Annotated in this window: 24 protein-coding genes and 1 pseudogene; 24 read left to right on the top strand and 1 reads right to left on the bottom strand. The window is 40.8% G+C overall.

The genetic code is table 11. The features are described 5' to 3' along the window. Positions 1–2: 2 nt before the first annotated feature. The 14 genes and pseudogenes from M1G05_RS01170 to M1G05_RS01235 all read left to right on the top strand — a co-directional run bounded on the left by M1G05_RS01170 (position 3) and on the right by M1G05_RS01235 (position 10,976). Entirely contained in the window at positions 3–776 is a 774-nt protein-coding gene (locus M1G05_RS01170; protein WP_023946294.1) for a TIGR01457 family HAD-type hydrolase, read from the top strand. Further along, a complete protein-coding gene (locus M1G05_RS01175; RefSeq protein WP_049502185.1) occupies positions 766–1,383 on the top strand; it encodes a TIGR01906 family membrane protein in 618 nt (205 codons plus the stop codon). Before M1G05_RS01170 ends, M1G05_RS01175 begins: the two co-directional genes overlap by 11 nt. Before the next feature lie 211 nt (positions 1,384–1,594). Continuing rightward, positions 1,595–1,996 carry a Spx/MgsR family RNA polymerase-binding regulatory protein gene (locus M1G05_RS01180; RefSeq protein WP_000631254.1) on the top strand — a complete coding sequence of 134 codons (402 nt, stop codon included), beginning with the start codon at positions 1,595–1,597 and terminating at the stop codon, positions 1,994–1,996. Continuing rightward, complete coding sequence (locus tag M1G05_RS01185) at positions 1,996–2,274, top strand: UPF0223 family protein (RefSeq protein WP_001041977.1); 279 nt, start codon at positions 1,996–1,998, stop codon at positions 2,272–2,274. The genes M1G05_RS01180 and M1G05_RS01185 overlap by 1 nt, the downstream gene beginning before the upstream one ends. Continuing rightward, on the top strand, positions 2,264–3,037 hold the full coding sequence (locus M1G05_RS01190) for an inositol monophosphatase family protein (protein ID WP_247952785.1): 774 nt from the start codon (positions 2,264–2,266) through the stop codon (positions 3,035–3,037). The genes M1G05_RS01185 and M1G05_RS01190 overlap by 11 nt, the downstream gene beginning before the upstream one ends. Continuing rightward, on the top strand, positions 3,038–4,342 hold the full coding sequence (locus M1G05_RS01195) for an RsmF rRNA methyltransferase first C-terminal domain-containing protein (RefSeq protein WP_247952791.1): 1,305 nt from the start codon (positions 3,038–3,040) through the stop codon (positions 4,340–4,342). Positions 4,343–4,562: 220 nt separating this feature from the next. After that, positions 4,563–5,440 (top strand): annotated as a pseudogene (locus tag M1G05_RS01200) (phosphate ABC transporter substrate-binding protein PstS family protein). Further along, positions 5,440–6,357 carry a phosphate ABC transporter permease subunit PstC gene (gene pstC, locus M1G05_RS01205; protein ID WP_001070903.1) on the top strand — a complete coding sequence of 306 codons (918 nt, stop codon included), beginning with the start codon at positions 5,440–5,442 and terminating at the stop codon, positions 6,355–6,357. Before M1G05_RS01200 ends, pstC begins: the two are co-directional and overlap by 1 nt. Continuing rightward, positions 6,347–7,231, top strand: a complete 885-nt coding sequence (gene pstA / locus M1G05_RS01210; protein ID WP_000543046.1) for a phosphate ABC transporter permease PstA — start codon at positions 6,347–6,349, stop codon at positions 7,229–7,231. Before pstC ends, pstA begins: the two co-directional genes overlap by 11 nt. Positions 7,232–7,241: 10 nt before the next feature. Next, positions 7,242–8,045: a phosphate ABC transporter ATP-binding protein PstB gene (gene pstB / locus M1G05_RS01215; protein ID WP_020900241.1), complete on the top strand. Its 804-nt coding sequence runs from the start codon at positions 7,242–7,244 to the stop codon at positions 8,043–8,045. 12 nt (positions 8,046–8,057) lie between these two features. Then, the gene (gene pstB / locus M1G05_RS01220) at positions 8,058–8,816 is read left to right on the top strand and encodes a phosphate ABC transporter ATP-binding protein PstB (protein WP_247952795.1); all 759 of its coding nucleotides are present in this window, start codon (positions 8,058–8,060) and stop codon (positions 8,814–8,816) included. 11 nt (positions 8,817–8,827) lie between these two features. Continuing rightward, positions 8,828–9,481: a phosphate signaling complex protein PhoU gene (gene phoU, locus M1G05_RS01225; protein ID WP_000946460.1), complete on the top strand. Its 654-nt coding sequence runs from the start codon at positions 8,828–8,830 to the stop codon at positions 9,479–9,481. A gap of 91 nt (positions 9,482–9,572) precedes the next feature. Next, positions 9,573–10,040, top strand: a complete 468-nt coding sequence (locus M1G05_RS01230) for an NUDIX hydrolase (RefSeq protein WP_001106783.1) — start codon at positions 9,573–9,575, stop codon at positions 10,038–10,040. A 120-nt stretch (positions 10,041–10,160) separates the two neighbouring features. Then, complete coding sequence (locus M1G05_RS01235) at positions 10,161–10,976, top strand: ABC transporter substrate-binding protein (RefSeq protein WP_049541117.1); 816 nt, start codon at positions 10,161–10,163, stop codon at positions 10,974–10,976. A 126-nt stretch (positions 10,977–11,102) separates the two neighbouring features. Here the strand turns inward: M1G05_RS01235 and M1G05_RS01240 are convergent, their stop codons facing one another. Next, positions 11,103–12,374 carry an aminotransferase-like domain-containing protein gene (locus tag M1G05_RS01240; RefSeq protein ID WP_247952797.1) on the bottom strand — a complete coding sequence of 424 codons (1,272 nt, stop codon included), beginning with the start codon at positions 12,372–12,374 and terminating at the stop codon, positions 11,103–11,105. A gap of 294 nt (positions 12,375–12,668) precedes the next feature. Between M1G05_RS01240 and budA the strand changes: the two genes are divergently transcribed. The 10 genes from budA to M1G05_RS01290 all read left to right on the top strand — a co-directional run bounded on the left by budA (position 12,669) and on the right by M1G05_RS01290 (position 25,244). Next, positions 12,669–13,400, top strand: a complete 732-nt coding sequence (budA, locus tag M1G05_RS01245; protein WP_247952803.1) for an acetolactate decarboxylase — start codon at positions 12,669–12,671, stop codon at positions 13,398–13,400. Positions 13,401–13,409: 9 nt separating this feature from the next. Further along, on the top strand, positions 13,410–14,162 hold the full coding sequence (locus M1G05_RS01250) for a YhfC family intramembrane metalloprotease (protein WP_247952810.1): 753 nt from the start codon (positions 13,410–13,412) through the stop codon (positions 14,160–14,162). Between the two features lie 111 nt (positions 14,163–14,273). Further along, positions 14,274–15,179: a UDP-N-acetylmuramate dehydrogenase gene (murB, locus tag M1G05_RS01255; RefSeq protein ID WP_247952813.1), complete on the top strand. Its 906-nt coding sequence runs from the start codon at positions 14,274–14,276 to the stop codon at positions 15,177–15,179. 159 nt (positions 15,180–15,338) lie between these two features. Then, entirely contained in the window at positions 15,339–16,496 is a 1,158-nt protein-coding gene (locus M1G05_RS01260; protein WP_000742895.1) for an ABC transporter ATP-binding protein, read from the top strand. Further along, a complete protein-coding gene (locus M1G05_RS01265) occupies positions 16,477–17,283 on the top strand; it encodes an ABC transporter permease (RefSeq protein WP_000753801.1) in 807 nt (268 codons plus the stop codon). The genes M1G05_RS01260 and M1G05_RS01265 overlap by 20 nt, the downstream gene beginning before the upstream one ends. Continuing rightward, positions 17,280–18,053 carry an ABC transporter permease gene (locus M1G05_RS01270; protein ID WP_000712740.1) on the top strand — a complete coding sequence of 258 codons (774 nt, stop codon included), beginning with the start codon at positions 17,280–17,282 and terminating at the stop codon, positions 18,051–18,053. Before M1G05_RS01265 ends, M1G05_RS01270 begins: the two co-directional genes overlap by 4 nt. Beyond that, the gene (locus M1G05_RS01275) at positions 18,050–19,120 is read left to right on the top strand and encodes an ABC transporter substrate-binding protein (RefSeq protein ID WP_247952815.1); all 1,071 of its coding nucleotides are present in this window, start codon (positions 18,050–18,052) and stop codon (positions 19,118–19,120) included. Before M1G05_RS01270 ends, M1G05_RS01275 begins: the two co-directional genes overlap by 4 nt. A 265-nt stretch (positions 19,121–19,385) precedes the next feature. Beyond that, complete coding sequence (locus M1G05_RS01280; protein WP_247952817.1) at positions 19,386–22,178, top strand: class I SAM-dependent DNA methyltransferase; 2,793 nt, start codon at positions 19,386–19,388, stop codon at positions 22,176–22,178. Further along, entirely contained in the window at positions 22,175–24,106 is a 1,932-nt protein-coding gene (locus M1G05_RS01285; protein WP_247952818.1) for a DEAD/DEAH box helicase, read from the top strand. Before M1G05_RS01280 ends, M1G05_RS01285 begins: the two co-directional genes overlap by 4 nt. Next, positions 24,099–25,244, top strand: coding sequence for a GIY-YIG nuclease family protein (locus M1G05_RS01290; protein WP_247952820.1), 1,146 nt, complete (start codon positions 24,099–24,101; stop codon positions 25,242–25,244). Before M1G05_RS01285 ends, M1G05_RS01290 begins: the two co-directional genes overlap by 8 nt. The last annotated feature ends 49 nt before the right edge of the window (positions 25,245–25,293 follow it).

Raw genomic sequence — 25,293 nt, forward strand, 5'->3', positions numbered from 1 at the left:
ATATGAAGTATAAAGGCTATTTAATTGATTTAGACGGAACCATTTATAAGGGGAAAGATCGAATTCCAGCAGGAGAGGCTTTTGTCCACGAATTGCAAAAGCGAGACATCCCCTATCTCTTTGTGACTAACAATACAACCCGCACTCCAGAGAGTGTTCAGGAGATGTTGGCTCAGAATTTTAATATCGATACGCCCCTATCGACTGTCTACACAGCGACTTTGGCGACTATCGACTATATGAACGACTTGGGGCTTGAAAAGACCGTCTATGTCATCGGAGAAGCAGGGCTTAAGGAAGCCATCAAGGCGGCTGGTTATGTGGAAGACAAGGATAATCCTGCCTATGTGGTAGTAGGCCTGGACTGGCAAGTTGACTATGAAAAATTTGCCATAGCAACTCTAGCTATTCAAAAAGGTGCCCACTTTATCGGAACCAATCCTGACCTCAACATCCCGACAGAGCGCGGTCTTTTGCCTGGTGCTGGTTCACTGATTACCCTTCTTGAAGTGGCAACACGAGTGAAGCCTGTTTATATTGGGAAACCAAATGCCATCATTATGGACAAGGCGGTTGAGCACTTAGGTTTGGAACGTGAAGAATTAATCATGGTTGGGGACAATTATTTGACTGATATTCGAGCTGGGATTGACAATGGCATTCCAACTCTCTTGGTGACAACAGGTTTTACCAAGGCAGAAGAAGTGGCAGACCTGCCAATCGCACCGACTCATGTGGTTTCTAGCCTTGCGGAGTGGAACTTTGATGAAAACTAAACTGACCTTTTGGAGCTCTATGCTCTTTCTCCTCTCCTTCTCAATTCTTTTGACCATTTATTTGGCTTGGATTTTTTATCCTTTGGAGATTGAGTGGCTGAACTTGACGGATCGAGTTTATCTAAAACCAGAAACCATTCAATATAACTTTCATATCTTGATGGATTACCTGACCAATCCTTTTAGTCAGGTCTTGCAGATGCCAGATTTTCGTTCGTCAGCAGCTGGTCTGCACCATTTTGCGGTGGTCAAGAACCTCTTTCACCTAGTTCAGCTAGTAGCTCTAGTGACACTGCCAAGTTTCTATGTCTTTGTCAAAGGGATTGTGAAAAAGGGCTTTTTATCTCTATTTAGTAAAGGGCTTTTGGCTCTAGTAGTCTTACCTGTGATGATTGGGCTTGGGGGAGTTTTGATTGGTTTTGACCAATTCTTTACCCTTTTCCATCAAATTCTCTTTGTGGGAGATGATACCTGGCTTTTTGACCCAGCCAAGGATCCAGTTATTTTAATTTTACCAGAGACCTTCTTCCTACATGCCTTCCTCCTCTTTTTTGCCCTCTATGAAAGCTTCTTTGGTTTTCTATACCTGAAAAGCCGTAGGAAGTGAAACGAAAGATATTCTTATTTTGCATAAATCAATTAGGTATGTGATTCGAAACTATTGTCAAGAATGAATTAATCAAATCTAAAAAGAGTTAATCGTTCGCAAACAGTCTATTTTTCTTGAAAAAATAGGCTTTTTTTCTAAAAATCTCTAGTCAAGCGCTTTATTTTTTTGTATAATAGAAGTAGCAAAGTATAGATAAGAAGAGAAAAGCATGATTACACTATTTCTATCACCGAGCTGTACTTCATGTCGTAAGGCAAAGGCCTGGTTAGAAAAACATAAGGTTCCCTTTGAGGAACACAATATTATGACCAGTCCTTTAACAAGAAAAGAATTGCAACACATCCTTTCCTTGACCGAAAATGGTACTGATGACATCATTTCAACTCGTTCAAAAATTTTTCAAAAATTAGATATTGATGTAGAAAGTATTTCGGTATCAGAATTGCTTCATTTGATTGAGCAGTATCCAAGTCTTTTGCGTCGTCCAATTATTATCGATGCCAAACGTATGCAGATCGGTTTTAATGAAGATGAGATTCGTGCTTTTCTCCCTCGTAGTTACCGTAAGCAAGAACTAAAAGAAGCAAGAATGAGAGCTGGTATTAGTTAATGAACAAACAGTATAGTTACCCACTAGATTTGTCGTGGAGCACTGAAGAACTTGCTTCAGTGCTTTCTTTTTTTAATGATGTTGAAGCTGCCTATGAAGGCAAGGTAGAGGCTAAAAAGTTACTGGACTCTTATAAGGGATTCAAGGCGGTCGTACCAAGTAAGAGCGAAGAGAAACGTTTGGGAAGAGAATTTGAAACAGTTAGTGGCTATTCGCTTTATCGAGCAGTTCAGACTGCCAAGGAAAAAGGGGAAGGAAAGATTTCTCTTGGAAAGTAAATTTGAATTTGCTAAAGAGCTTGTTAAGAAGGCGGGCCAGTACATCCTTGACCATATGCAGGAAGACTTGCGTGTTGAGACCAAGTCCTCTCCAACAGACTTGGTGACCAGACTGGACAAGGAAGTTCAGGAGCTATTGGTTGGTGAGATTTTGTCTCGTTATCCTGAGGATAAGATTTGTGCTGAAGAAGGTTGTCTGCGAGCCTCGGTTCAAGAGGGCAAGGTGTGGATTATCGATCCCATTGATGGTACCAATAACTTTGTAGCCCAGCAGGAAGATTTTGCTGTCATGATGGCTTATTTTGAAAATGGTCAAGGTCAGTTTGGTCTCATTTATGATGTGATCAAAGGGGATTGTTATCACGGTGGTGGTAAGTTTCCAGTTTGTCTAAATGATAGGCCTCTAGCTCCCTTTCAAGCAAAACCCCTTGGAAATTTTCTTATTGCAGGGAATAGTGGGATGTTGGAAACCAACGAATGGGGGCTGTCTGATTTGAGTCGAGCGGTCCTCGGTGTTCGTGTCTATGGGAGTGCGGCCATTAGTTTTGCCAAGATTTTGTCAGGGCGTTTGTTGACCTATATCACTTATCTGCAACCATGGGATTATGCTGCTGCTAGTATTTTAGGGGAAAGTCTGGGCTATCGGGTTGTGACCCTTTTTGGCGAAGCTCCTGATTTTCAAACCAGACAACCGGTCATGATGCTACCTCTTGAGATGCAGGAGGAAATTCAGTCCTATATTTACGAAAGGAAAAGAACTTAAATGCAATTTCCAGAAGGATTTGTTGAAAAATATGAAGAGATACTAGGAGATGAGGCAAGAGATTTTCTTGCCTCTTTTGAGGAGGAAGCGGTTTCGGCCTTTCGGGTCAATCCTTTAAAAGAAGCGCCAGTTTCCTTTTCTGATCCCATTCCTCAAACCCCTTGGGGCCACTATGGGAAGATTTCAGGGAAATCGCCTGAGCATGCTACAGGTTTGGTCTATTCGCAAGAACCCGCTGCCCAGATGGTGGCTCAGGTAGCCAAGCCCAGTCCTGGGATGAAGGTCTTGGATTTGGCTGCAGCACCGGGTGGAAAATCAACTCAGCTGGCAGCCTATCTAGCAGGGGAGGGTCTCCTTGTTTCCAATGAAATTTCAAGCAAACGGGCTAAGATTTTAGTAGAAAACATGGAGCGCTTTGGAGCGACAAATGTCGTGGTGACCAATGAATCTGCTGACCGCTTGGCCAAGGTTTTTAAAGGCTATTTTGACCTCATTGTCCTTGATGCCCCCTGCTCTGGTGAAGGGATGTTTCGTAAGCAACCAGATGCTATGGACTATTGGAGTCTCGATTATCCAAGTCAATGTGCTAGTTTGCAAAGAGAAATTCTGGCAGATGCAGTAACCATGCTAGCAGAAGGTGGTCGTTTGGTTTATTCAACCTGTACCTGGGCACCTGAGGAAAACGAAGAGATTGTCAATTGGCTACTGGAGGAGTATGATTTTGATTTGTTGCCAGTAGAGCATATCAATGGAATGGTAGCTGGTATTGACCTGCCAGAAACGGCTAGGATGTACCCACATCATTTTAAGGGAGAGGGGCAATTTGTAGCCTATTTGCAATTTAAAGGTGACAATCCAGCACCTAAATGTAAGACAAGTAAGAGCAATCTCAGCCGAGAACAAGTTACTTTGTGGCAGGAATTTGCACAAAAACACTTGAAAATCAATCTAAGGGGAATCTTGCAGACTTTTGGGGACCAACTCTATCTCTTGCCAGAACTCTTACCAGATTTAGGGAAGCTCAAGATTGCTAGGAATGGCCTGCATCTAGGGACCTTTAAGAAGAAACGCTTTGAGCCTAGTTTTGCTCTTGGTCTAGCCTTGAAACCGAGTCAGGTCAAGCAGTCGGTTGAAATTGATCAAGAGGAATTTGTAAAGTATGTGGCTGGAGAAACCGTTCAGCTGGCGGAAAGTCTGCCAAATGGTTGGTACCAAGTTTTGGTTCAAGGAAATGGTTTGGGCTTTGGAAAGGTGACTGGAAATGTTTTGAAAAACTATTTTCCAAAAGGTCTCAGATTCAAGTGAAAATGCTAGTCAAAGTAGCTTGTCTATGTTATAGTGGAAGTATGGATTTTTTTCAAATTGTCTTTCATTTTAAGTCAAAATTGGTGGAGACGGCAACTGAGCAAATTTCTAGTAAAATTAAGCTATCAACTTCAGTTTGCTCTCAATTTTCAAAAGAAAAACATAAATAAATAATTGAAAAAATTCACAGCATTCACCATTATTTTCAAGGAGAAAAACAGTGAAAAAAAGGAAAAAACTCGCTCTATCCCTTGCGGCTCTTTTGCTAGCAGGTTCTTTGGCGGGATGTGCTAGCTGGATTGATCGTGGAGAATCCATGACAGCTGTTGGCTCAACGGCTCTTCAGCCCTTGGTCGAAGCAGCAGCAGATGAATTTGGCTCTATGCACGTTGGAAAAACAGTCAACGTCCAAGGTGGAGGATCTGGTACAGGTCTGTCTCAGGTTCAGTCTGGAGCCGTTGATGTAGGAAATTCAGACGTATTTGCCGAGGAAAAGACGGTATCAACGCATCCGCTCTAGTGGACCATAAGGTTGCTGTAGCGGGCTTGGCAGTCATTGTAAATAAGGAAGTTGACGTTGAAAATCTGACAACTGAACAACTCCGTAGCATCTTCACAGGTCAAGTGACCAACTGGAAAGAAGTCGGTGGGAAAGACCTAGCCATTTCCATTATCAATCGTGCGGCAAGTTCGGGTTCACGTGCAACCTTTGATAGTGTTATCATGGATGGTCAGTCTGCTGTGCAGAGTCAAGAACAGGATTCAAATGGGATGGTTAAAAACATTGTTTCCCAGACACCAGGAGCCATTTCTTACCTAGCCTTTGCCTATGTGGATGACTCGGTTAAACGCATGAAGTTGAACGGCTATGAGCCGATTGCAGAAAATGTTACAAGCAATAACTGGCCTTTGTGGTCTTATGAACACATGTACACCCTAGGTCAGCCAAACGAATTGGTGGCAGAATTCCTCAACTTTGTCCTCTCTGATGAAGCGCAAAGCGGAATCGTTAAGGGGATGGGCTATATTTCTGTTAAGGAAATGAAGGTTGAAAAAGATGCTGTAGGAACGGTGACAGCACTAGAAGGGAGTCAATAATGAATCAAGAAGAATTAGCTAAAAAATTACTTTCTCCCTCAAAGAACTCTCGTCTAGAGAAACTAGGGAAAGGCTTGACCTTTGCCTGTCTGTCTTTGATTGTCATCATTGTGGCTATGATTTTGATTTTCGTAGCCCAAAAAGGTTTGTCGACCTTCTTTGTCAATGGGGTCAATATCTTTGATTTCCTCTTTGGCCAAACTTGGAATCCTTCAGGTAAACAATTTGGTGCCCTTCCCATGATTTTGGGTTCCTTTATTGTCACAATCCTATCAGCTCTTATCGCAACTCCTTTTGCCATTGGTGCGGCAGTCTTTATGACCGAAGTCTCACCAAAAGGTGCTAGAATCTTGCAACCAGCTATTGAATTGCTGGTCGGGATTCCTTCAGTCGTGTATGGATTTATCGGTTTGCAGGTCGTAGTTCCCTTTGTACGCAGTGTCTTTGGTGGAACTGGTTTTGGGATCTTGTCAGGGATTTTCGTTCTCTTTGTCATGATTTTACCAACGGTAACCTTTATGACAACCGATAGCTTGCGTGCGGTGCCTCGTCATTATCGTGAAGCTAGTTTGGCTATGGGGGCCACTCGCTGGCAAACCATTTGGCGTGTGACCTTGAAGGCGGCGCGTTCAGGGATTTTTACAGCAGTGGTCTTTGGGATGGCACGTGCCTTTGGTGAGGCTTTGGCCATTCAGATGGTGGTCGGAAACTCAGCCGTTGTTCCAACTTCATTGACAACACCTGCAGCAACCTTGACCTCTGTGTTGACCATGGGTATCGGAAATACCGTTATGGGAACTGTTGACAATAACGTTCTCTGGTCACTGGCCTTAGTCTTGCTCTTGATGAGTTTGGCCTTTAACAGTGTGATTAAATTGATTACGAAAGAAAGAGGAAAGAAAAACTATGCACGCTAAGAAATTAGATAAAATTGCAACAGCTGTCCTCTACTCGATTGCAGGAATTATCGTTGCCATCTTGGCATCCTTAATTCTTTATATCTTGGTTCGTGGTTTGCCCCACATCTCTTGGTCTTTCTTGACTGGCAAATCCTCTTCTTACCAAGCAGGCGGAGGGATTGGAATTCAGCTTTATAATTCCTTCTTCCTTTTGGTTATTACCTTGATTATCTCTGTTCCCTTGTCTATGGGGGCTGGGATTTTCCTAGCTGAATATGCCAAAAAAGGTCCTGTGACTAATTTTGTCAGAACCTGTATTGAAATCTTGTCTTCACTGCCATCAGTGGTTGTAGGTCTCTTTGGTTACTTGATCTTTGTAGTTCAATTTGAGTATGGATTTTCAATCATTTCAGGTGCCTTGGCCTTGACGGTCTTTAACCTGCCTCAGATGACTCGTAATGTTGAGGACAGTTTGAAACACGTTCACCATACGCAACGTGAGGCTGGTCTGGCCCTTGGGATTTCTCGTTGGGAGACTGTGGTCCATGTGGTCATTCCAGAAGCCCTACCAGGTATTGTAACGGGGGTTGTCTTGGCCTCTGGCCGTATCTTTGGTGAGGCGGCTGCTCTCATCTATACAGCAGGACAATCCGCTCCAGCCCTAGACTGGTCTAACTGGAATATTCTCAGTGTAACCAGCCCAATCTCTATCTTCCGTCAAGCAGAAACCTTAGCTGTCCATATTTGGAAAGTCAATAGTGAAGGAACCATTCCAGATGGAACCATTGTATCAGCAGGTTCTGCAGCCGTGCTCCTCATCTTTATCCTCATCTTTAACTTTGGAGCCCGCAAACTCGGAAGCTACCTACATAAGAAATTAACCGCTGCCTAAAGGAGAAGCCATGTCAAAATATAATTGGGATGAAAAGCATATCATCACCTTTCCTGAAGAGAAAGTGGCCCTCTCTACTAAGGATTTACATGTTTACTACGGTAAAAAAGAATCCATCAAGGGCATCGATATGCAATTTGAAAAGAATAAAATTACTGCCTTAATTGGCCCTTCTGGTTCAGGAAAATCAACCTATCTCCGCAGTCTCAATCGTATGAATGATACGATTGATATTGCCAAGGTAACAGGTCAAATTCTCTACCAAGGGATTGACGTCAACCGTCCAGAAATCAATGTCTATGAGATGCGTAAGCACATTGGAATGGTCTTCCAACGCCCAAATCCCTTTGCCAAGTCTATCTACCGCAATATCACTTTTGCCCATGAACGTGCAGGAGTTAAGGACAAGCAAGTTTTGGATGAAATTGTGGAAACTTCTCTTCGTCAGGCTGCCCTTTGGGACCAGGTCAAAGACGATTTGCACAAGTCAGCCTTGACCTTATCAGGTGGTCAGCAGCAACGTCTCTGTATCGCCCGTGCTATCTCTGTTAAACCAGATATCCTCTTAATGGATGAACCGGCGTCAGCTTTGGATCCGATTGCGACAGCCCAGCTGGAAGAAACTATGCTGGAATTGAAGAAGGATTTCACCATCATCATCGTGACCCACAGTATGCAGCAGGCTGCGCGTGCTAGTGACTACACAGGATTTTTCTACTTGGGTGACTTGATCGAGTATGATAAGACCTCTAATATTTTCCAAAATGCCAAACTACAGTCAACCAATGACTACGTAACAGGACACTTTGGATAGAAAGGAAACAGTATGACAGAAGCGATTTTACAGGTGTCAGACCTGTCCGTTTACTACAATCAAAAGAAGGCCTTGAATAGTGTTTCCCTATCTTTCCAACCCAAGGAAATTACAGCCTTGATCGGTCCATCTGGATCAGGGAAATCAACCCTCCTAAAGGCTATCAACCGCATGGGGGATCTTAATCCAGAGGTAACCACAACTGGTTCAGTGGTATACAACGGTCACAACATTTACAGCCCACGTACAGATACAGTTGAATTGCGCAAGGAAATTGGTATGGTTTTCCAACAACCAAACCCCTTCCCTATGTCTATCTACGAAAATGTTGTTTACGGGCTTCGTATCAATGGAGTGAAGGACAAGCAGGTTCTAGATGAGGCGGTTGAAAAAGCCTTGCAACGAGCTTCTATCTGGGATGAGGTCAAGGATCGCCTGCATGATTCAGCTATCGGGCTTTCAGGCGGACAACAGCAACGTGTCTGTGTTTCCCGTGTCTTGGCAACCAGTCCTAAAATCATTCTTTTGGATGAACCGACTTCAGCCTTGGACCCTATCTCGGCTGGTAAGATTGAGGAAACCTTGTATGGTCTAAAAGATAAATACACCATGCTCTTGGTTACGCGTTCCATGCAACAAGCTTCTCGTATTTCTGACAAGACAGGATTTTTCCTAGATGGAGATCTGATTGAGTTTAACGATACCAAGAAGATGTTCCTAAACCCACAACACAAGGAAACAGAAGATTATATTTCAGGAAAATTTGGATAAGGAGATAAATGATGTTACGTTCTCAATTTGAAGAAGATTTGGAGAAATTGCACAACCAGTTCTATGCTATGGGACAAGAAGTGCTATCTCAAATCAATCGGACCGTGCGTGCCTTTGTTACGCATGACCGTGATTTGGCCAAGGAAGTTATCGAAGATGATGCAGAAGTAAACGAATACGAAGTGAAATTGGAGAAGAAATCATTTGAAATGATTGCCCTTCAACAACCGGTTTCTCAGGACTTGCGTACTGTTCTAACAGTCTTGAAGGCTGTATCAGACTTGGAACGTATGGGGGACCATGCTGTTTCCATTGCAAGAGCAGCCATTCGTATGAAGGGGGAGCAACGTATCCCAGCTGTTGAAGAAGAAATCAAGAGAATGGGTCGCGATGTCAAGAACTTCGTTGAAGCAGCTCTTGAACTCTATCTCAATGGTTCAGTAGACCAGGCCTATGAAGTAGCAGCAATGGATGAAAAAATCAACCATTACTTTGATAGTATTCGTGACTTGGCTACAGAAGAAATCAAAAAAAATCCTGATGCCATTGTTACAGGTCGTGATTACTTCCAAGTGATTGCCTTCTTGGAACGTATTGGAGACTATGCCAAAAATATCTGTGAATGGGTTGTTTACTTTGAAACAGGTAAGATTGTCGAACTATAAAGTATTCAAAGGATAAAATTATTGTGAAAGCTTACTTTTTAATACAGTAAGCTTTCATTGTATAGATAGTTTACTTTGTCAGAGGTGAATAATGAACTACATACAGAATATCAGAAAAAAAGTTGGAAAAGATAAAATTATTTTAAATTTTACCTGTGGAATATTAAGTCAATCAGGAAAAATTTTATTACAAAAACGAGCAGATAAAGGAACGTGGGGATTACCAGGTGGTGCTCTTGAATTAGGAGAATCGGCTTTAGAAGCTTTAGTGCGAGAGTTTTATGAAGAAACAGGAGTCGAAGTGAGGGTGGAAAAACTCTTAAATGTTTATACAAAATATTCAGACAGTTATCCGAATGGTGATGAGGCTCAAGTTCTTACAATCTTGTATTTAGTTTCATCTGAAACTTCTATCTCTACAAATTTTTTTACAAGTGATGAAACTTTAGAATTAGGATTTTTTGATCATAGTGACATACAAAATATTGCAATTGTAAACCAGCAGCATCAAGATATGATAAATGATTTTTTTGAAAATAAGTTCCCAATAGATAGATAAACTAACCACTGTATTTCTATTTTTTAGTAAATATATTTTATGAAAATGTAAGAAAAATACTTGACAAGTAACTTGGATAGCGTTATAATTATACAAAATTAACAGAGAGGTTGTTTATTTATGAAATCAAAAAAATGGATATTTGTTTTATGTAGTTTTCTTGCAAGTTTCTTCTTAGTAGCTTGCCAGTCGGGTTCTAATGGTTCTCAGTCAGCTGTTGAGGCCATTAAGCAAAAGGGGAAATTAGTTGTGGCGACTAGTCCTGACTATGCACCCTTTGAATTCCAATCCTTAGTTGACGGGAAAAACCAGGTAGTCGGTGCGGATATTGACATGGCACAGGCTATCGCTGATGAACTTGGGGTGAAGTTGGAAATTTCAAGCATGAGTTTTGACAATGTCTTGACCAGTCTTCAAACTGGTAAGGCTGATCTAGCAGTTGCGGGAATTAGCGCTACTGACGAGAGAAAAGAAGTCTTTGATTTTTCAATCCCTTACTATGAAAACAAGATTAGTTTCTTGGTTCGTAAGTCTGATGTAGAAAAATACAAGGATTTGACTAGCCTAGAAAGTGCTAATATTGCAGCCCAAAAAGGAACTGTTCCAGAATCAATGGTCAAGGAACAATTGCCAAAAGCTCAGCTGACTTCCCTAACCAATATGGGTGAAGCTGTTAATGAATTACAGGCTGGAAAAGTAGATGCTGTTCACATGGATGAGCCTGTTGCTCTTAGCTATGCTGCTAAAAATGCCGACCTAGCTGTCGCAACGGTCAGCTTGAAGATGAAGGACGGCGAAGCTAATGCAGTTGCCCTTAGAAAAAATAGTGCTGATTTGAAAGAAGTGGTGGACAAGGTCATCCAAAAACTCAAGGATGACGGTACCTACCAAAAATATCTTGAAAAAGCGGCAACCTTAACAGAAGTTGAAGAATAATACTCAATGAAAATCAAAGAGCAAACTAGGAAGCTAGCCGCAAGCTGTACTTGAGTACGGTAAGGCGACGCTGACGTGGTTTGAATTTGATTTTCGAAGAGTATAAGAAAAAAGCAGAGTTGGAAGTCAGTCCAATTCTGCTTTTAAATAGTCTAAAACCTTTTTCAGATTGTCTAAGGACACCTTGGCAAATTGATAAGGACAGGCACCCAAGTAAGCCTCTTCAAAGAAATCCAAGCCCAGTTGGCTGTGTTTGAGACTAGCAATTTTAGGATACTGTCTCAGGTCTAGTAATAAACCATCGTGTAGGGGAAAGTGAGGGAGGGGACAAGGAGTTTTAGTTAAGCTTTCCTCGATTTGTTTTTGGTAATCTTCCTGATTGGATAAGCGAGCTAGCCGATTTTTCTCAAATAATTGACTGTCAATATAGAGTGACAGTGCCTTTTGCATAATGAGGTTGCTGTCGTAGTCTAGGATATTTTTGTAGGCCACAAAGGCTTCTTTGATAGCATTTGGAAGGATGAGTGCTGTTATCCGCAGGGCTGGAAAGAGGCTGGTTGAGAAGGACTTGATGTAAATGACCCGCTCCTCTGTATCTAGATAGTGGAAGGTCTGGCCCTTCTTGGAGTCCAAATCACCCAGATAGTCGTCCTCTACGATATAGACACCATACTTGGCAGCTAAGTCAAGAATAGCCCGTTTGTCCTGCTCTGAATAGGAATGCCCCAGAGGATAGTGAAATCGAGGAATGGTATAGAAAAATTTAATTTTACCTGTCTTGAAGTGGCCTTCCAGTTCTTCCAAGTCAATCCCATCAATGCCTCGTTCGATCGTTTGATAGTCCAGACCTTGAGCAATCAAGAGGCGATTCATCCGATGGTAGGTTGGCTGTTCTACCAAGATTTCCTTGACTTGGCTAGGAAAGGATATTTGAGAAAGGATAAACAAGGCTTGCTGGGTTCCAGAAGTCAGTACAAGTTGATCAGCCTTGCAGTAGAGAGCTTGGTTAAAGAGGAGTTTATGAATGGATTGTCTTAAGTCTTCTAATCCTTCTTGGTTGTCATAGTAGTTGAAGAGGTAGTTTTCCCGGCCAATCAAGGTTTCATTGATACAGAGTCGGAAATCGTCATAGGCACTGGCATGTTCGTCAGTGACTTCGATTTCTAGATCCTGGTGTTGCCCTTGTTCTAGGACATAGTAACCACTCTGGGGCTTGGCATAGAGGTATTGTTCGTGCCGTAATTCCAGAAGGGCTCTCTGAATGGTATCCTTGCTACAGTGAAAGTCAAGGCTCAGTTGACGGATAGAAGGCAGGCGACTTCCCGTTGGAAAACGTCCAGACTCGATACCGTTTTTCAGATAGGAAACAACCTCTTGGTACTTGCTTTGTTTCTTCATTCCAGACCTCCCTTGATTTTGTTACATTGTACCTTTTTTTTTCCTTCTTGGCAATGTCTAGAGTGTTTCTATCGTTCACATCTAGGGGTAAATGTGGTATACTTAGGAGTAACATTTATAGAATAATACTCTTCGAAAATCTCTTCAAACCACGTCAGCTTCGCCTTGCCGTAGATATATGTAACTGACTTCGTCAGTCTTATCTACAACCTCAAAGCAGTGCTTTGAGCAACCTGTGGCTCGCTTCCTAGTTTGCTTTTTGATTTTCATTGAGTATAACAGTCAAGAAAGAGAATGGATAAGAACGTGCAGGAACCAGTGAAATTATTTCAATACAATACCCTTGGAGCCTTGATGGCCGGCCTTTATGGTGGTACTATGACAGTAGGAGAATTGCTGGAGCATGGAGACCTTGGTTTGGGAACCTTGGATTCCATTGATGGGGAATTGATTGTTTTGGATGGCAAGGCTTATCAAGCCAAAGGCTCAGGAGAGCAACCGGAAATTGTAGAAGTGTCACCAGATGCCCTTATTCCTTATGCAGCAATAGTACCGCACCAGGCAGAGGTCATTTTCCGCCAGCGGTTTGAGATGACAGACAAGGAATTGGAAGAACGAATCGAGTCTTATTATGATGGGGAAAATCTTTTCCGCTCTATCAAGATTCGTGGGGAATTTTCGCATATGCATGTGCGCATGATTCCCAAGTCGACACCAGATACCAAGTTTGCTGATGTCGCAACCCATCAACCTGAATATAGTCGTGACAATGTAGCAGGAACCATCGTTGGTTTCTGGACGCCAGAGATTTTCCATGGAGTCAGTGTGGCAGGCTACCATCTGCACTTCATCTCAGATGATTTGACTTTCGGTGGACATGTCATGGACTTTGTCATCAAGGAAGGCATTATCGAGGTGGGAGCAGTTGACCAGTTGGACCAACGTTTCCCAGTCCAAGACCGCCAATACTTGTTTGCCAAGTTCAATGTTGATGAGATGAAAAAAGATATTGAAAAGGCAGAATAGGAGAAGAAAATGACCATTCATATCATTATTACCATTGTGTTTTTGCTGACTTTTCTAATAGGGAGCATTTGGTATGCCAAAAAGAAATACCAGATTAATCTAGCTGTCTTGGGCTTGGGGGCTGTTGCCTTCTTTGTCTCTTCACAGATTTTGGAAAAACTGGTGCATATCTTCGTTTTACATCCTCAAAAAGACGGTAGTATTGCCCTCTTGCAAGACCATCCGCTTGTCTATATCATCTATGGTTTAGCCATGGCAGCATTTTTTGAGGAAACTGCTCGTCTTATTTTCTTCAAATGGTTGGAGAAAAAGAGAAGTTTGGAAAAGGCAGATGCCTTGGCTTATGGATTGGGGCATGGTGGCTTGGAGTTGATTTTCCTAGGTCTTACTAGTTTGATTAATCTCTACATCGTTCTCTCAGCAGTTCAAACTCAGAATCCACAGGTCATGCAATTGCTGTCTGAAAATATGTTGAAAACTATTCAGTCGCTATCAGTCTGGCAGATTTATTTGCTTGGTTTTGAGCGAATCTTGGCCCTAGGTTTCCAATTACTCTTGACTGTTTGGGTTTACCAAGCTGTTCGCCAGAAGAAATGGATTTATCTCCTAGCGGCCTATGGACTACATGCCTTCTTTGACCTGGCACCATCTCTTGCCCAAGTTGGCTGGTTGACCAATCCAGTCTTGGTTGAAGTGGTCCTAGCACTTGAACTTGTTCTGCTTGCCTATGGAACAAAGGCAGTCTTTTGCAAAAAATCATAAGAAAAAGGGGGAAACCTCTTTTTTGTTTAAAATAAGCCCAAGATTTTTTAGGGTCGTCAAATGGTCTTAAAAATGGTATAATGGAATGAATTTTGTAAAAGGAAGAGTGTCATGTCAGTAAAAGAAAAAATGATTGAAATCTTAGAAGGGATTGATATCCGTTTCAAGGAACCCTTGCATGCTTATAGTTATACAAAAGTAGGTGGAGAGGCCGATTATTTGGTCTTTCCACGAAATCGTTTTGAGTTGGCTCGCGTTGTCAAATTTGCCAATCAAGAAAGTATTCCTTGGATGGTTCTTGGAAATGCCAGCAACATCATCGTTCGTGATGGTGGAATTCGTGGATTTGTCATCTTGTGTGACAAGCTCAATAATGTTTCCGTTGATGGCTATACCATTGAAGCTGAAGCTGGTGCTAACTTGATTGAAACAACTCGCATTGCGCTTCGTCATAGTTTGACTGGTTTTGAGTTTGCTTGTGGCATTCCAGGAAGCGTTGGCGGTGCTGTCTTTATGAATGCCGGTGCCTATGGTGGCGAGATTGCCCACATCTTGCAGTCTTGTAAGGTCTTGACCAAGGATGGAGAAATCGAGACCCTGTCTGTCAAGGACTTGGCTTTTGGTTACCGTCACTCAGCCATTCAAGAGTCTGGTGCAGTTGTCTTGTCAGCTAAATTTGCCCTTGCTCCAGGAAACCATCAGGTTATCAAGCAAGAAATGGATCGCTTGACGCATCTACGTGAACTCAAGCAACCTTTAGAATATCCATCTTGTGGTTCGGTCTTTAAGCGTCCAGTAGGGCATTTTGCAGGTCAATTAATTTCAGAAGCTGGCTTGAAAGGCTATCGTGTCGGTGGTGTTGAAGTATCAGAAAAACACGCAGGTTTTATGATTAATGTTGCTGACGGAACGGCCCAAGACTACGAGGACTTGATTGAGTCTGTGATTGAAAAAGTCAAGGAACACTCAGGTATTACACTTGAGAGAGAAGTCCGCATTTTAGGTGAAAGCAAGTAGGAAGCTTTAGCTAAAAAGCTGCTGCTATGTCATGGAAAGGGGGTGAAAGCCTATCGTCAGTGCAGAAGAATGTAGGCAGTTCAATCTCCTACACGAGGTAGTAGCGGCCTGACAGAGACCTGATCTGTTAATCTATGAAAAAGAAGGAATAAATGACAATTGAAAAAACCAATTATTGAATTCAAAAACGTCTCTAAAGTTTTTGAAGACAGCAACACCAAGGTTCTCAAAGACATCAACTTTGAGTTGGAAGAAGGGAAATTCTATACCCTTCTAGGCGCATCTGGGTCAGGGAAATCAACCATCCTAAACATCATTGCAGGTTTACTGGATGCGACGACAGGAGATATTTTGCTGGATGGTGTCCGTATCAATGATATCCCAACCAACAAGCGTGACGTCCATACGGTCTTCCAATCCTATGCCTTGTTTCCACATATGAATGTGTTTGAAAATGTTGCCTTTCCGCTCCGCTTGCGTAAAATTGACAAGAAAGAAATCGAGAAACGCGTAGCGGAAGTTCTCAAGATGGTTCAGTTGGAAGGTTATGAAAAACGTTCCATCCGTAAACTTTCTGGAGGACAACGTCAGCGTGTGGCCATTGCCCGTGCCATCATCAACCAACCCCGTGTGGTCTTGTTGGACGAGCCTCTGTCAGCGCTGGACTTGAAATTAAGAACAGACATGCAGTACGAACTGCGTGAACTGCAACAACGATTGGGCATTACCTTTGTCTTTGTCACTCACGATCAGGAAGAAGCACTGGCCATGAGTGACTGGATTTTTGTCATGAATGATGGCGAGATTGTCCAGTCTGGAACACCAGTAGATATCTACGATGAGCCAATCAATCACTTTGTTGCCACCTTTATCGGCGAGTCAAACATCTTGCCAGGAACCATGATTGAGGACTACTTGGTTGAGTTTAACGGCAAACGCTTTGAAGCGGTCGATGGTGGGATGAAACCAAATGAGCCTGTTGAAGTCGTGATTCGTCCAGAGGACTTGCGGATTACCCTTCCTGAAGAAGGCAAACTCCAAGTTAAGGTAGATACCCAGCTCTTCCGTGGAGTTCACTATGAAATTATCGCCTATGACGAACTTGGAAATGAATGGATGATCCACTCAACTCGTAAGGCAATTGTGGGTGAGGAAATCGGTCTGGACTTTGAACCGGAAGACATCCATATCATGCGTCTCAACGAAACTGAAGAAGAGTTCGATGCCCGTATCGAAGAATACGTGGAAATCGAAGAGCAAGAAGCAGGTCTGATCAATGCAATCGAGGAGGAAAGAGATGAAGAAAACAAGCTCTAAACTCTTTGTAGTGCCTTACATGCTTTGGATTGCCCTCTTTGTCCTGGCACCCTTGGTCTTGATTTTCGGTCAATCCTTTTTCAATATCGAAGGACAATTCAGTTTAGAAAACTATAAATCTTACTTTGCGTCACAAAACTTGACCTACCTAAAAATGAGTTTCAACTCTGTACTCTATGCAGGAATTGTGACCTTTGTGACCTTGCTTATCAGCTATCCAACAGCCCTCTTTTTGACTCGTCTCAAGCACCGTCAACTCTGGCTCATGCTGATTATCCTGCCTACCTGGATCAACCTTCTTCTTAAGGCTTATGCCTTTATCGGGATTTTTGGTCAAAATGGCTCTATTAACCAATTCTTGGAATTTATCGGAATCGGTTCACAACAGTTGCTCTTTACCGATTTCTCCTTTATCTTTGTCGCAAGCTACATCGAGCTTCCCTTTATGATTTTGCCCATTTTCAATGTCTTGGACGATATGGATAATAACCTCATCAATGCCAGCTACGATCTGGGTGCGACCAAGTGGGAGACCTTCCGCCATGTCATCTTCCCTCTATCGATGAACGGTGTGCGAAGTGGGGTTCAGTCTGTCTTTATCCCAAGTTTGAGTCTCTTCATGCTGACCCGTTTGATTGGTGGGAACCGTGTTATTACGCTGGGAACGGCTATTGAGCAGAACTTCCTGACAAATGACAACTACGGTATGGGTTCTACCATCGGTGTGATTCTCATTCTGACCATGTTCATCACCATGTGGGTGACCAAGGAAAGGAGAGAACGATGAAAAAATTTGCCAACCTTTATCTGGGACTGGTCTTTCTTGTCCTCTACCTGCCGATTTTTTACTTGATTGGCTACGCCTTTAATGCAGGCAACGACATGAACAGCTTTACAGGCTTTAGCTTGAGCCATTTTAAAACCATGTTTGGCGATGGTCGCCTTATGTTAATTGTGACCCAGACCTTTTTCTTGGCCTTTCTATCAGCCTTGATAGCGACCATTATCGGGACTTTTGGAGCCATTTACATCTACCAATCTCGTAAGAAATACCAAGAAGCCTTTCTTTCACTCAATAATATCCTCATGGTTGCGCCTGATGTTATGATTGGTGCCAGCTTCTTGATTCTCTTTACCCAACTCAAGTTTTCACTTGGCTTTTTGACCGTTCTATCTAGTCATGTGGCCTTCTCGATTCCTATCGTGGTCTTGATGGTCTTGCCTCGACTCAAGGAAATGAACGGTGACATGATTCATGCGGCCTATGACCTTGGTGCCAGTCAATTTCAGATGTTCAAGGAAATCATGCTTCCTTACCTGACTCCGTCTATCATTGCAGGTTATTTCATGGCCTTCACCTATTCTCTAGATGACTTTGCTGTGACCTTCTTTGTAACGGGAAATGGCTTTTCAACCCTATCAGTCGAGATTTACTCTCGTGCTCGGAAGGGGATTTCGCTAGAAATCAATGCCCTGTCTGCCCTTGTCTTTCTCTTTAGTATTATCCTGGTTGTTGGGTATTACTTTATCTCACGTGAGAAGGAGGAGCAAGCATGAAAAAACTCTATTCATTTTTAGCAGGAATTGCAGCCATTATCCTGGTCTTGTGGGGAATTGCGACGCATCTAGATAGTAAAATCAATAGTCGAGATAGTCAAAAACTGGTAATCTACAACTGGGGGGACTATATCGATCCTGAACTCTTGGAGAAATTCACAGAAGAAACAGGAATCCAAGTCCAGTACGAGACTTTTGACTCCAATGAAGCCATGTACACCAAGATTAAGCAGGGTGGAACGACTTATGATATTGCTATCCCAAGTGAATACATGATCAACAAGATGAAGGACGAAGATCTCTTGGTACCGCTTGACTATTCAAAACTTGAAGGTCTTGAAAATATCGGACCAGAGTTCCTCAACCAGTCCTTTGACCCAGGCAATAAATTCTCCATCCCTTACTTCTGGGGAACCTTGGGAATTGTCTACAATGAAACTATGGTAGATGAAGCGCCTGAGCATTGGGACGACCTCTGGAAACCAGAGTATAAGAACTCTATCATGCTCTTTGATGGGGCGCGTGAGGTGCTGGGATTGGGGCTCAACTCCCTAGGCTACAGCCTCAACTCCAAGGATACCCAGCAGTTGGAAGAGACAGTGGATAAGCTCTATAAACTGACTCCAAATATCAAGGCTATCGTTGCCGACGAGATGAAGGGCTACATGATTCAGAACAATGCTGCTATCGGCGTGACCTTCTCTGGTGAAGCCAGCCAAATGCTAGAAAAAAATGAAAACCTACGCTATGTGGTACCGACAGAAGCCAGCAACCTTTGGTTTGACAATATGGTCATTCCCAAAACAGTCAAAAACCAAGATGCCGCCTATGCTTTTATCAATTTTATGTTGAAACCCGAAAATGCTCTCAAGAATGCGGAGTATGTTGGCTATTCAACACCAAACCTACCAGCTAAGGAACTGCTCCCAGAGGAGAAAAAAGAAGACAAGGCCTTCTATCCAGATGATGAAACCATGAAACACCTAGAAGTTTATGAGAAATTTGACCATAAATGGACAGGAAAATATAGTGACCTCTTCCTACAGTTTAAAATGTATCGGAAGTAGGAGCGGAACATAAGAAAACGAATCAGTCAAGCTGGTTCGTTTTTTTTGAAAAAATAGAAATCATGGTATAATAGTTTTAGGCTGAGAGTTATTAGAATTGTTTATAGCATCTCTGAAAATTTAATTCTAAAGGAGTTCAAAATGAGCCAGACTACGCAAATGCATATATATATATATATATATAACCTAATAAAAAAATGCAAAAAATATAGACTGAAACCTACTGAAAATCCAGTAGGCTTTTTGCGTTTCTTGGAGGTATCTAATGGCTAAAAAGTTATTAAATATCACTGAGATTGAGGATAGAACCAAGGTTTTAGTAGAAAATCTGAATCAATCGACATTTATTGTTGATTTTGTTTCATTGTTTGATATTACTAAAACGACCATAACAAGAGCAAGTAAAGCGGCATCTGATGATTTTATAATAAAAAATAAATTGTATTTTCGTACAGTTGAAAATCTGCCATTACTTGCTCTGACTAAGATTGATAAGGAGTTGGAGGGGCAAGCTCGTAAATCTAGATTTATTATTACAACAGATTTTCAAGAATTATATGCAAAGGATACTCAGACAGGGCTGACTTTGGCAATTTCTTTTAATGATTTGCCAGCTCATTGTGATTTCTTCTTACCTTGGAATGGTATTGAAAAGATTGATTATGATAAGGAAAACCCTGCTGATGTAAAAGCAGCAGAGCGTTTCACCAAACTTTATGACGAACTAATTTCTATCAATCCTGAACTAGCCATTACTGAAACTGACGGTAAATCATTTAATCTATTTTTGATTCGTGTTCTTTTTCTACTATTTGCAGAAGATACAAATATCATCTCCAAGGGAGCTTTCACAAATGTTATTAAGACGAGGACATCCGAAGATGGTTCTGACTTAAATGAGTGTGTTAGAAAGTTATTTACTGTTTTAGATATACCTGAATTTAGTCGTCAGGATTTGGAGTCGTGGTTATCAGATTTTCCCTATGTAAATGGTAAGCTTTTTTCAGAGCCACATCATGACCTTATTTTCAATAAAAGAACTCGTCAATTACTCATTGAAGCAGGGGAGTTGCTAAACTGGAATGAAATCAATCCAGATATTTTGGGCTCAATGATCCAAACAGTGGCAAATGCAGAAGCGAGATCAACATCGGGTATGCACTATACTAGCGTGCCCAATATTATGAAGGTCATCAAACCACTATTTTTAGATAATTTACGAGCAGCATTTACGGAATTAGAAGAACGAGCTGATTACTATATAGGAGGTGGTGACTTTAGCGAGGAACATCGTCGCAAGGAATTACGACAAATCTTACCTAAGTTAGAAGATTTACTCACTCGTATGGCCTCTATCAAGTTTTTAGACCCTGCCTGTGGTTCTGGAAATTTCCTCATCATTACCTATAAAGAACTTCGTCGTTTAGAAATTAATATCTTAGTCAAACAGCGTGAAATTCGTGACTCCTTGAATGAAAAAGCCGTTTATCAAGGAGAATTGATTGCTGATGCATCTAAGATTTCTCTTTCCCAGTTTTCAGGAATTGAATTGGATGATTTCGCTCATGAAGTAGCAAGGCTATCCTTGTATATAGCAGAACACCAGATGAATGTGGAAATGGAAGAAGCGCTTGCTGATGTCCATCCAAGACTATTACCTTTAAGAGAAGCTGGAAATATCGTCTGTGGGAATGCTCTAAGAATTGACTGGGAAACTGTGTTGAATGCTAAGGAAGATGACGAAGTTTATATATTTGGGAATCCGCCGTATATAGGCTCTAAAAAAATGACTCTGGAACAAAAGAAGGAACTAGAAAATGTGATTTGTTCAGAAATTTCTTCTAAAAAATTAGATTATATTTCGGGATGGTTTTATAAGGCAACTCACCTTATTTATGGTAAAAATGCTCAATATGCTTTTGTAACAACAAATTCAATAAATCAAGGTGAGCAAGTTTCAATTTTGTGGAGTGTTCTTCTACGATATGGCCAAATTTCCTTTGCGTATCAATCTTTTAAATGGAATAATAGCGCGGCCCATAATGCAGGAGTTACAGTAACTATTATTGGATTTTCAAATAAAAGTGATAAGAAAAGAATTATATATAGTGATAAGGGAGAAAGTTATGGAAAGAATATAAATCCCTACTTAGCTTTTGCAGATGATATTATTGTATCTAATCACAATGATTCAGAGAAGTTAAATAATTTTCCAAAAATAGTCTTCGGGAATATGCCAAGAAGTAAATATATAATACTGACAAATGATGATAAAAATAAATTAGTCCAAAGATATCCTGAAACGGAAGTACATTTTAAAAGGTATATTGGAGCAGATGAGTATATTAATGGAAATTTTAGATATACTATTTGGATTGATCAAGATGAATATACTAAATTAGATAAGATCCAGGAATTCCATCAATTATTTGAAAATATAAGACAAGAACGCCTGGATTCTAAGGCTGCTGGAACAAGAGAAACTGCATCCACACCATGGAAATTTGTACAACGAGGTGAATGGGACGAAGCATATGAAAAAGGCGATATAGAACGTTGTCAAGCTATTATTGTTCCACGTGTATCATCAGAATCTCGTACTTATGTACCTATGGGATTTATTGAAGATAACACAATTGTATCAGATTCCGCCATGGTTATTTACAATGCTCCTATCTGGCTTCTTGGTATCTTAGAATCCAAAATGCATATGGTTTGGCTTCGTTCAATTGGTGGTAAATTAAAGACAGATTATCGTTATTCAGCTGGACTGGTCTATAATACATTCCCAATTCCAGAACTTTCGGAAGCTCGGAAAAATATGCTTGAAGAAGCTGTTTTTGAAATGCTAGATGTTAGAGAAGAAGAAGGTGGAACCTTGGCTGAATTGTACGGCGGAGCCAATAAATCGATGAATGAACGTCTTCGTCAAGCACATGAAAAAATTAATGGTATCGTAGAACGTGCTTACCAGCAAAAGCCTTTTGAATCAGATGAAGAAAGGCTCAGTGTCTTATTGAACCTGTATAAAGAAATAACAGAAAAGGAAGCGAAATGACCTCAAATATATTTGAAATTAATTATAATGGTACAGGTGCTAGTCAATCAAATAATGCACTTGGCATGCGTGAAATGCAGGAGCGGGTATATGCTAAGAGAACTTCTCAACACTTATTGATTAAGGCGCCTCCTGCATCTGGTAAGTCGAGAGCTTTGATGTTTATTGCTCTTGATAAATTACATGCTCAAGGTCTGAAAAAAGCTATTATAGCTGTTCCAGAAAGATCTATCGGAAAATCGTTTCGTTCAACAAAATTGACAGATTATGGTTTTTACTGGGATTGGGAAGTTCTTTCCAAAAATAATTTGACTGAACAAGGGACCAGTAAAAGTAAGGTAAAACAGTTTGTAGACTTTATGCATTCAGAGTCTCCTGATGATAGAGTTTTAATCTGTACGCATGCCACCTTGCGTTTTGCTTTTGAACAGCTGGCTGATAGTGATTTTAATGATGTTCTTTTAGCTATCGATGAATTTCATCATGTATCTCAAGATGATAATTCAGTTTTAGGAAATGCCTTAAGAAACATATTAGCCAATTCAACAGCCCATGTAGTAGCTATGACGGGCTCTTATTTCCGTGGAGATTCTGTACCTATTTTGGCACCTGAAGATGAGCAAAAATTCGACAAGGTATCCTATACTTATTATGAACAGTTGGAGGGGTACAAATATCTGAAAAGTTTTGCCATGGGCTATAACTTTTATCGTGGTCGTTATACGGATGCTTTGCACGAAGTACTGGACACGAGCAAGAAAACCATTATTCATATTCCCAATGTAAACTCAGGTGAGTCAACCAAGGATAAGTATGATGAAGTTGACCGAATTTTAGACGAACTGGGGCAAGCAGTTCCAGATCCTAAGACTGGATTATGGTTAGTTACTGAGGAAACAGGTCGTGTATTGAAAGTTGCAGACCTTGTCACAGAAGAAGAACGTGAAAAAGTACAGGATTACCTAAACAAGATGAGCAGTTTAGATGATCTCGATATCATTATTGCACTTGGTATGGCTAAAGAAGGTTTTGACTGGCCTTATGCTGAGTATGCTTTGACGATTGGCTATCGTCAGTCGCTAACAGAAATTGTTCAGATTATAGGTCGAGTAACACGCGATAGTTCCAATAAGTCACACGCTCAATTTACCAATCTCATTTCTCAACCAGATGCTCAAGATGATGAAGTTTTCTTCGCTGTGAATAATGTTATGAAGGCCATTACAGCTAGTCTATTGATGGAGTCTGTTTTAGCGCCAAATTTCAAGTTCAAACGAAAAGACCGAGAAGACCAGAAATCTTCTGGTGCCGAAATGTTTGTTAAAGGCTTAAAAGAGCCTAGTACACAGAGAACAAAGGATATCATAGAAAATGATTTGAATGACTTACGTGCTAGTATATTGCAAGAACCGCGTATCCAAACTGCAATTGCTGCAGGAACGGATGCAGAAGTCATTAATAAGCAGATGATTCCAGCCATCATTAAACAAATCTACCCTGACTTAAGTGGGGCTGAAGTTGAAGAAGTTCGTCAACAGTTTATTAGTCAATCGGTGGTTCAATCAGCTGAACGGAAAGAGGGAGTAGGGCAAACAGATTTTCTAAAAATGGCAGATAAATTTGTGAATATTGATGAGTTATCTATTGATTTGATTGATCAGATTAATCCCTTCCAGAGAGCTTACGAAGTTATATCACGTGAAATTGATGCTCCGACTTTACGTCTGATACAAGATTATATGGATGGTCAGAAGATGGAGTTTTCTGAAGAAGAACTGTTAATTCTTTATCCTCAAATTAAGCAATTTTTGAAAGAAAATGGTCGTCATCCAGATAAATCAAGTCACGATAAGTACGAACAGAGACTTGCTTATGCTTTGTTACAATTATCTCAGATGAAGCTGAAGATGGAGAGCGGTAATGACTGATTTCAAAAACTTAAATGACATTTTTAATGATTCTGATTTTGAACATTTAATAACTCCTTTAAAACCTAAGAAAAAAATAGTTACAGATCATGAAGTAGAGAAATTTTTAGAAATTATAGATTGGGTGAGAGAAAATAATGGGCAAGAGCCACAAAAGTCTAGAAATATTAAAGAACGCAGTTTATTTTCTCGATTGAATGGTATTAGAAAATCTCCTAATAGCATCCGAAAGTTAGAACCTTATGATGATTTTGGGCTACTAAAAATAGATATAGTTGAGTCCGAGACCCCTATTTCAAGTCCTGCTAGTTTAACAGATATTTTATCAGATAAATTGTTTGAGTCAGTAAATGGTGCTGAAAAATCTTTATTTGATGTCTCACGTTATAAACGAACGATTCAAGCGCGTGATAAAACACGAACACGTAAACGGATGGGAAATTTTGAAGATTATCAGGGATTATTTACTCGTGTTCATGATGAAATTAGTGAAGGTCGTCGTCAAGTCAGAAAGTCTGATGTGATAAAAGAAAAAGAAATTAAACCTGGTATGTTCTATGTGGATAATGGAGTAATGGTTTATGTTGTTTCTAAAGGAGAAGACTTCACTGATAAGAATGGTTATACTAATGCTGAACTTCATCTCGTATATGAAAATGGTACAGAAAATAAGAAGGCCTTACTCCGCTCTTTTGTATCTAATCTGCACGATAGAACGCGCCATGGACGAATGGTAACAGAATTGATAGAAGATGTGATGACTGTTATCAGTCCAAGCGAACGAATTACAACTGGATATATCTATGTAGTGAAATCTTTGAGTAGCAATCCTCAAATTGCCAACATCAGTAATCTCTATAAAATCGGTTTTACACAGGATCAAATTGAAAAACGGTTAGCAAATTCAGAAAGAGAAGGAACCTATCTTTTTGCTCCTGTCCGTTTAGTAGCTAGTTTTGAGGTTCAAAATTTCAGCGCTCGAAAATTAGAAACTACTCTTCATCATTATTTTGCAGACAAGCAGTTAGATATGGAATTAATAGCACCAAATGGAGATAGCTTTGTCCCTAAAGAGTGGTTTCTAGTATCGCTAGATGAGATCCAAGAAGTGATTGAAAAAATTGGCTTAATGATTTAGTTGGATAAGGGGGTAAAATTCCCTCTTGGGATTTAAGGAAACACAAAAT

It is taken from the genome of Streptococcus mitis (assembly GCF_023109515.1).
GTDB classification, from domain to species: domain Bacteria; phylum Bacillota; class Bacilli; order Lactobacillales; family Streptococcaceae; genus Streptococcus; species Streptococcus mitis_CS.

Excerpts from the sequence above, each read along its gene's own strand:
- M1G05_RS01290 (WP_247952820.1), top strand. The coding sequence starts at position 24,099 with ATGACTGATTTCAAAAACTTAAATGACATTTTTAATGATTCTGATTTT.
- M1G05_RS01230 (WP_001106783.1), top strand. The coding sequence starts at position 9,573 with ATGAACTACATACAGAATATCAGAAAAAAAGTTGGAAAAGATAAAATT.
- M1G05_RS01270 (WP_000712740.1), top strand. The coding sequence starts at position 17,280 with ATGAAAAAATTTGCCAACCTTTATCTGGGACTGGTCTTTCTTGTCCTC.
- murB (WP_247952813.1), top strand. The coding sequence starts at position 14,274 with ATGTCAGTAAAAGAAAAAATGATTGAAATCTTAGAAGGGATTGATATC.
- M1G05_RS01275 (WP_247952815.1), top strand. The coding sequence starts at position 18,050 with ATGAAAAAACTCTATTCATTTTTAGCAGGAATTGCAGCCATTATCCTG.
- M1G05_RS01195 (WP_247952791.1), top strand. The coding sequence starts at position 3,038 with ATGCAATTTCCAGAAGGATTTGTTGAAAAATATGAAGAGATACTAGGA.
- M1G05_RS01265 (WP_000753801.1), top strand. The coding sequence starts at position 16,477 with ATGAAGAAAACAAGCTCTAAACTCTTTGTAGTGCCTTACATGCTTTGG.
- M1G05_RS01185 (WP_001041977.1), top strand. The coding sequence starts at position 1,996 with ATGAACAAACAGTATAGTTACCCACTAGATTTGTCGTGGAGCACTGAA.
- M1G05_RS01235 (WP_049541117.1), top strand. The coding sequence starts at position 10,161 with ATGAAATCAAAAAAATGGATATTTGTTTTATGTAGTTTTCTTGCAAGT.
- budA (WP_247952803.1), top strand. The coding sequence starts at position 12,669 with ATGGATAAGAACGTGCAGGAACCAGTGAAATTATTTCAATACAATACC.
- pstB (WP_247952795.1), top strand. The coding sequence starts at position 8,058 with ATGACAGAAGCGATTTTACAGGTGTCAGACCTGTCCGTTTACTACAAT.
- M1G05_RS01175 (WP_049502185.1), top strand. The coding sequence starts at position 766 with ATGAAAACTAAACTGACCTTTTGGAGCTCTATGCTCTTTCTCCTCTCC.
- M1G05_RS01180 (WP_000631254.1), top strand. The coding sequence starts at position 1,595 with ATGATTACACTATTTCTATCACCGAGCTGTACTTCATGTCGTAAGGCA.
- M1G05_RS01250 (WP_247952810.1), top strand. The coding sequence starts at position 13,410 with ATGACCATTCATATCATTATTACCATTGTGTTTTTGCTGACTTTTCTA.
- M1G05_RS01285 (WP_247952818.1), top strand. The coding sequence starts at position 22,175 with ATGACCTCAAATATATTTGAAATTAATTATAATGGTACAGGTGCTAGT.
- pstC (WP_001070903.1), top strand. The coding sequence starts at position 5,440 with ATGAATCAAGAAGAATTAGCTAAAAAATTACTTTCTCCCTCAAAGAAC.
- M1G05_RS01170 (WP_023946294.1), top strand. The coding sequence starts at position 3 with ATGAAGTATAAAGGCTATTTAATTGATTTAGACGGAACCATTTATAAG.
- pstA (WP_000543046.1), top strand. The coding sequence starts at position 6,347 with ATGCACGCTAAGAAATTAGATAAAATTGCAACAGCTGTCCTCTACTCG.
- pstB (WP_020900241.1), top strand. The coding sequence starts at position 7,242 with ATGTCAAAATATAATTGGGATGAAAAGCATATCATCACCTTTCCTGAA.
- M1G05_RS01240 (WP_247952797.1), bottom strand. The coding sequence starts at position 12,374 with ATGAAGAAACAAAGCAAGTACCAAGAGGTTGTTTCCTATCTGAAAAAC.
- phoU (WP_000946460.1), top strand. The coding sequence starts at position 8,828 with ATGTTACGTTCTCAATTTGAAGAAGATTTGGAGAAATTGCACAACCAG.
- M1G05_RS01280 (WP_247952817.1), top strand. The coding sequence starts at position 19,386 with ATGGCTAAAAAGTTATTAAATATCACTGAGATTGAGGATAGAACCAAG.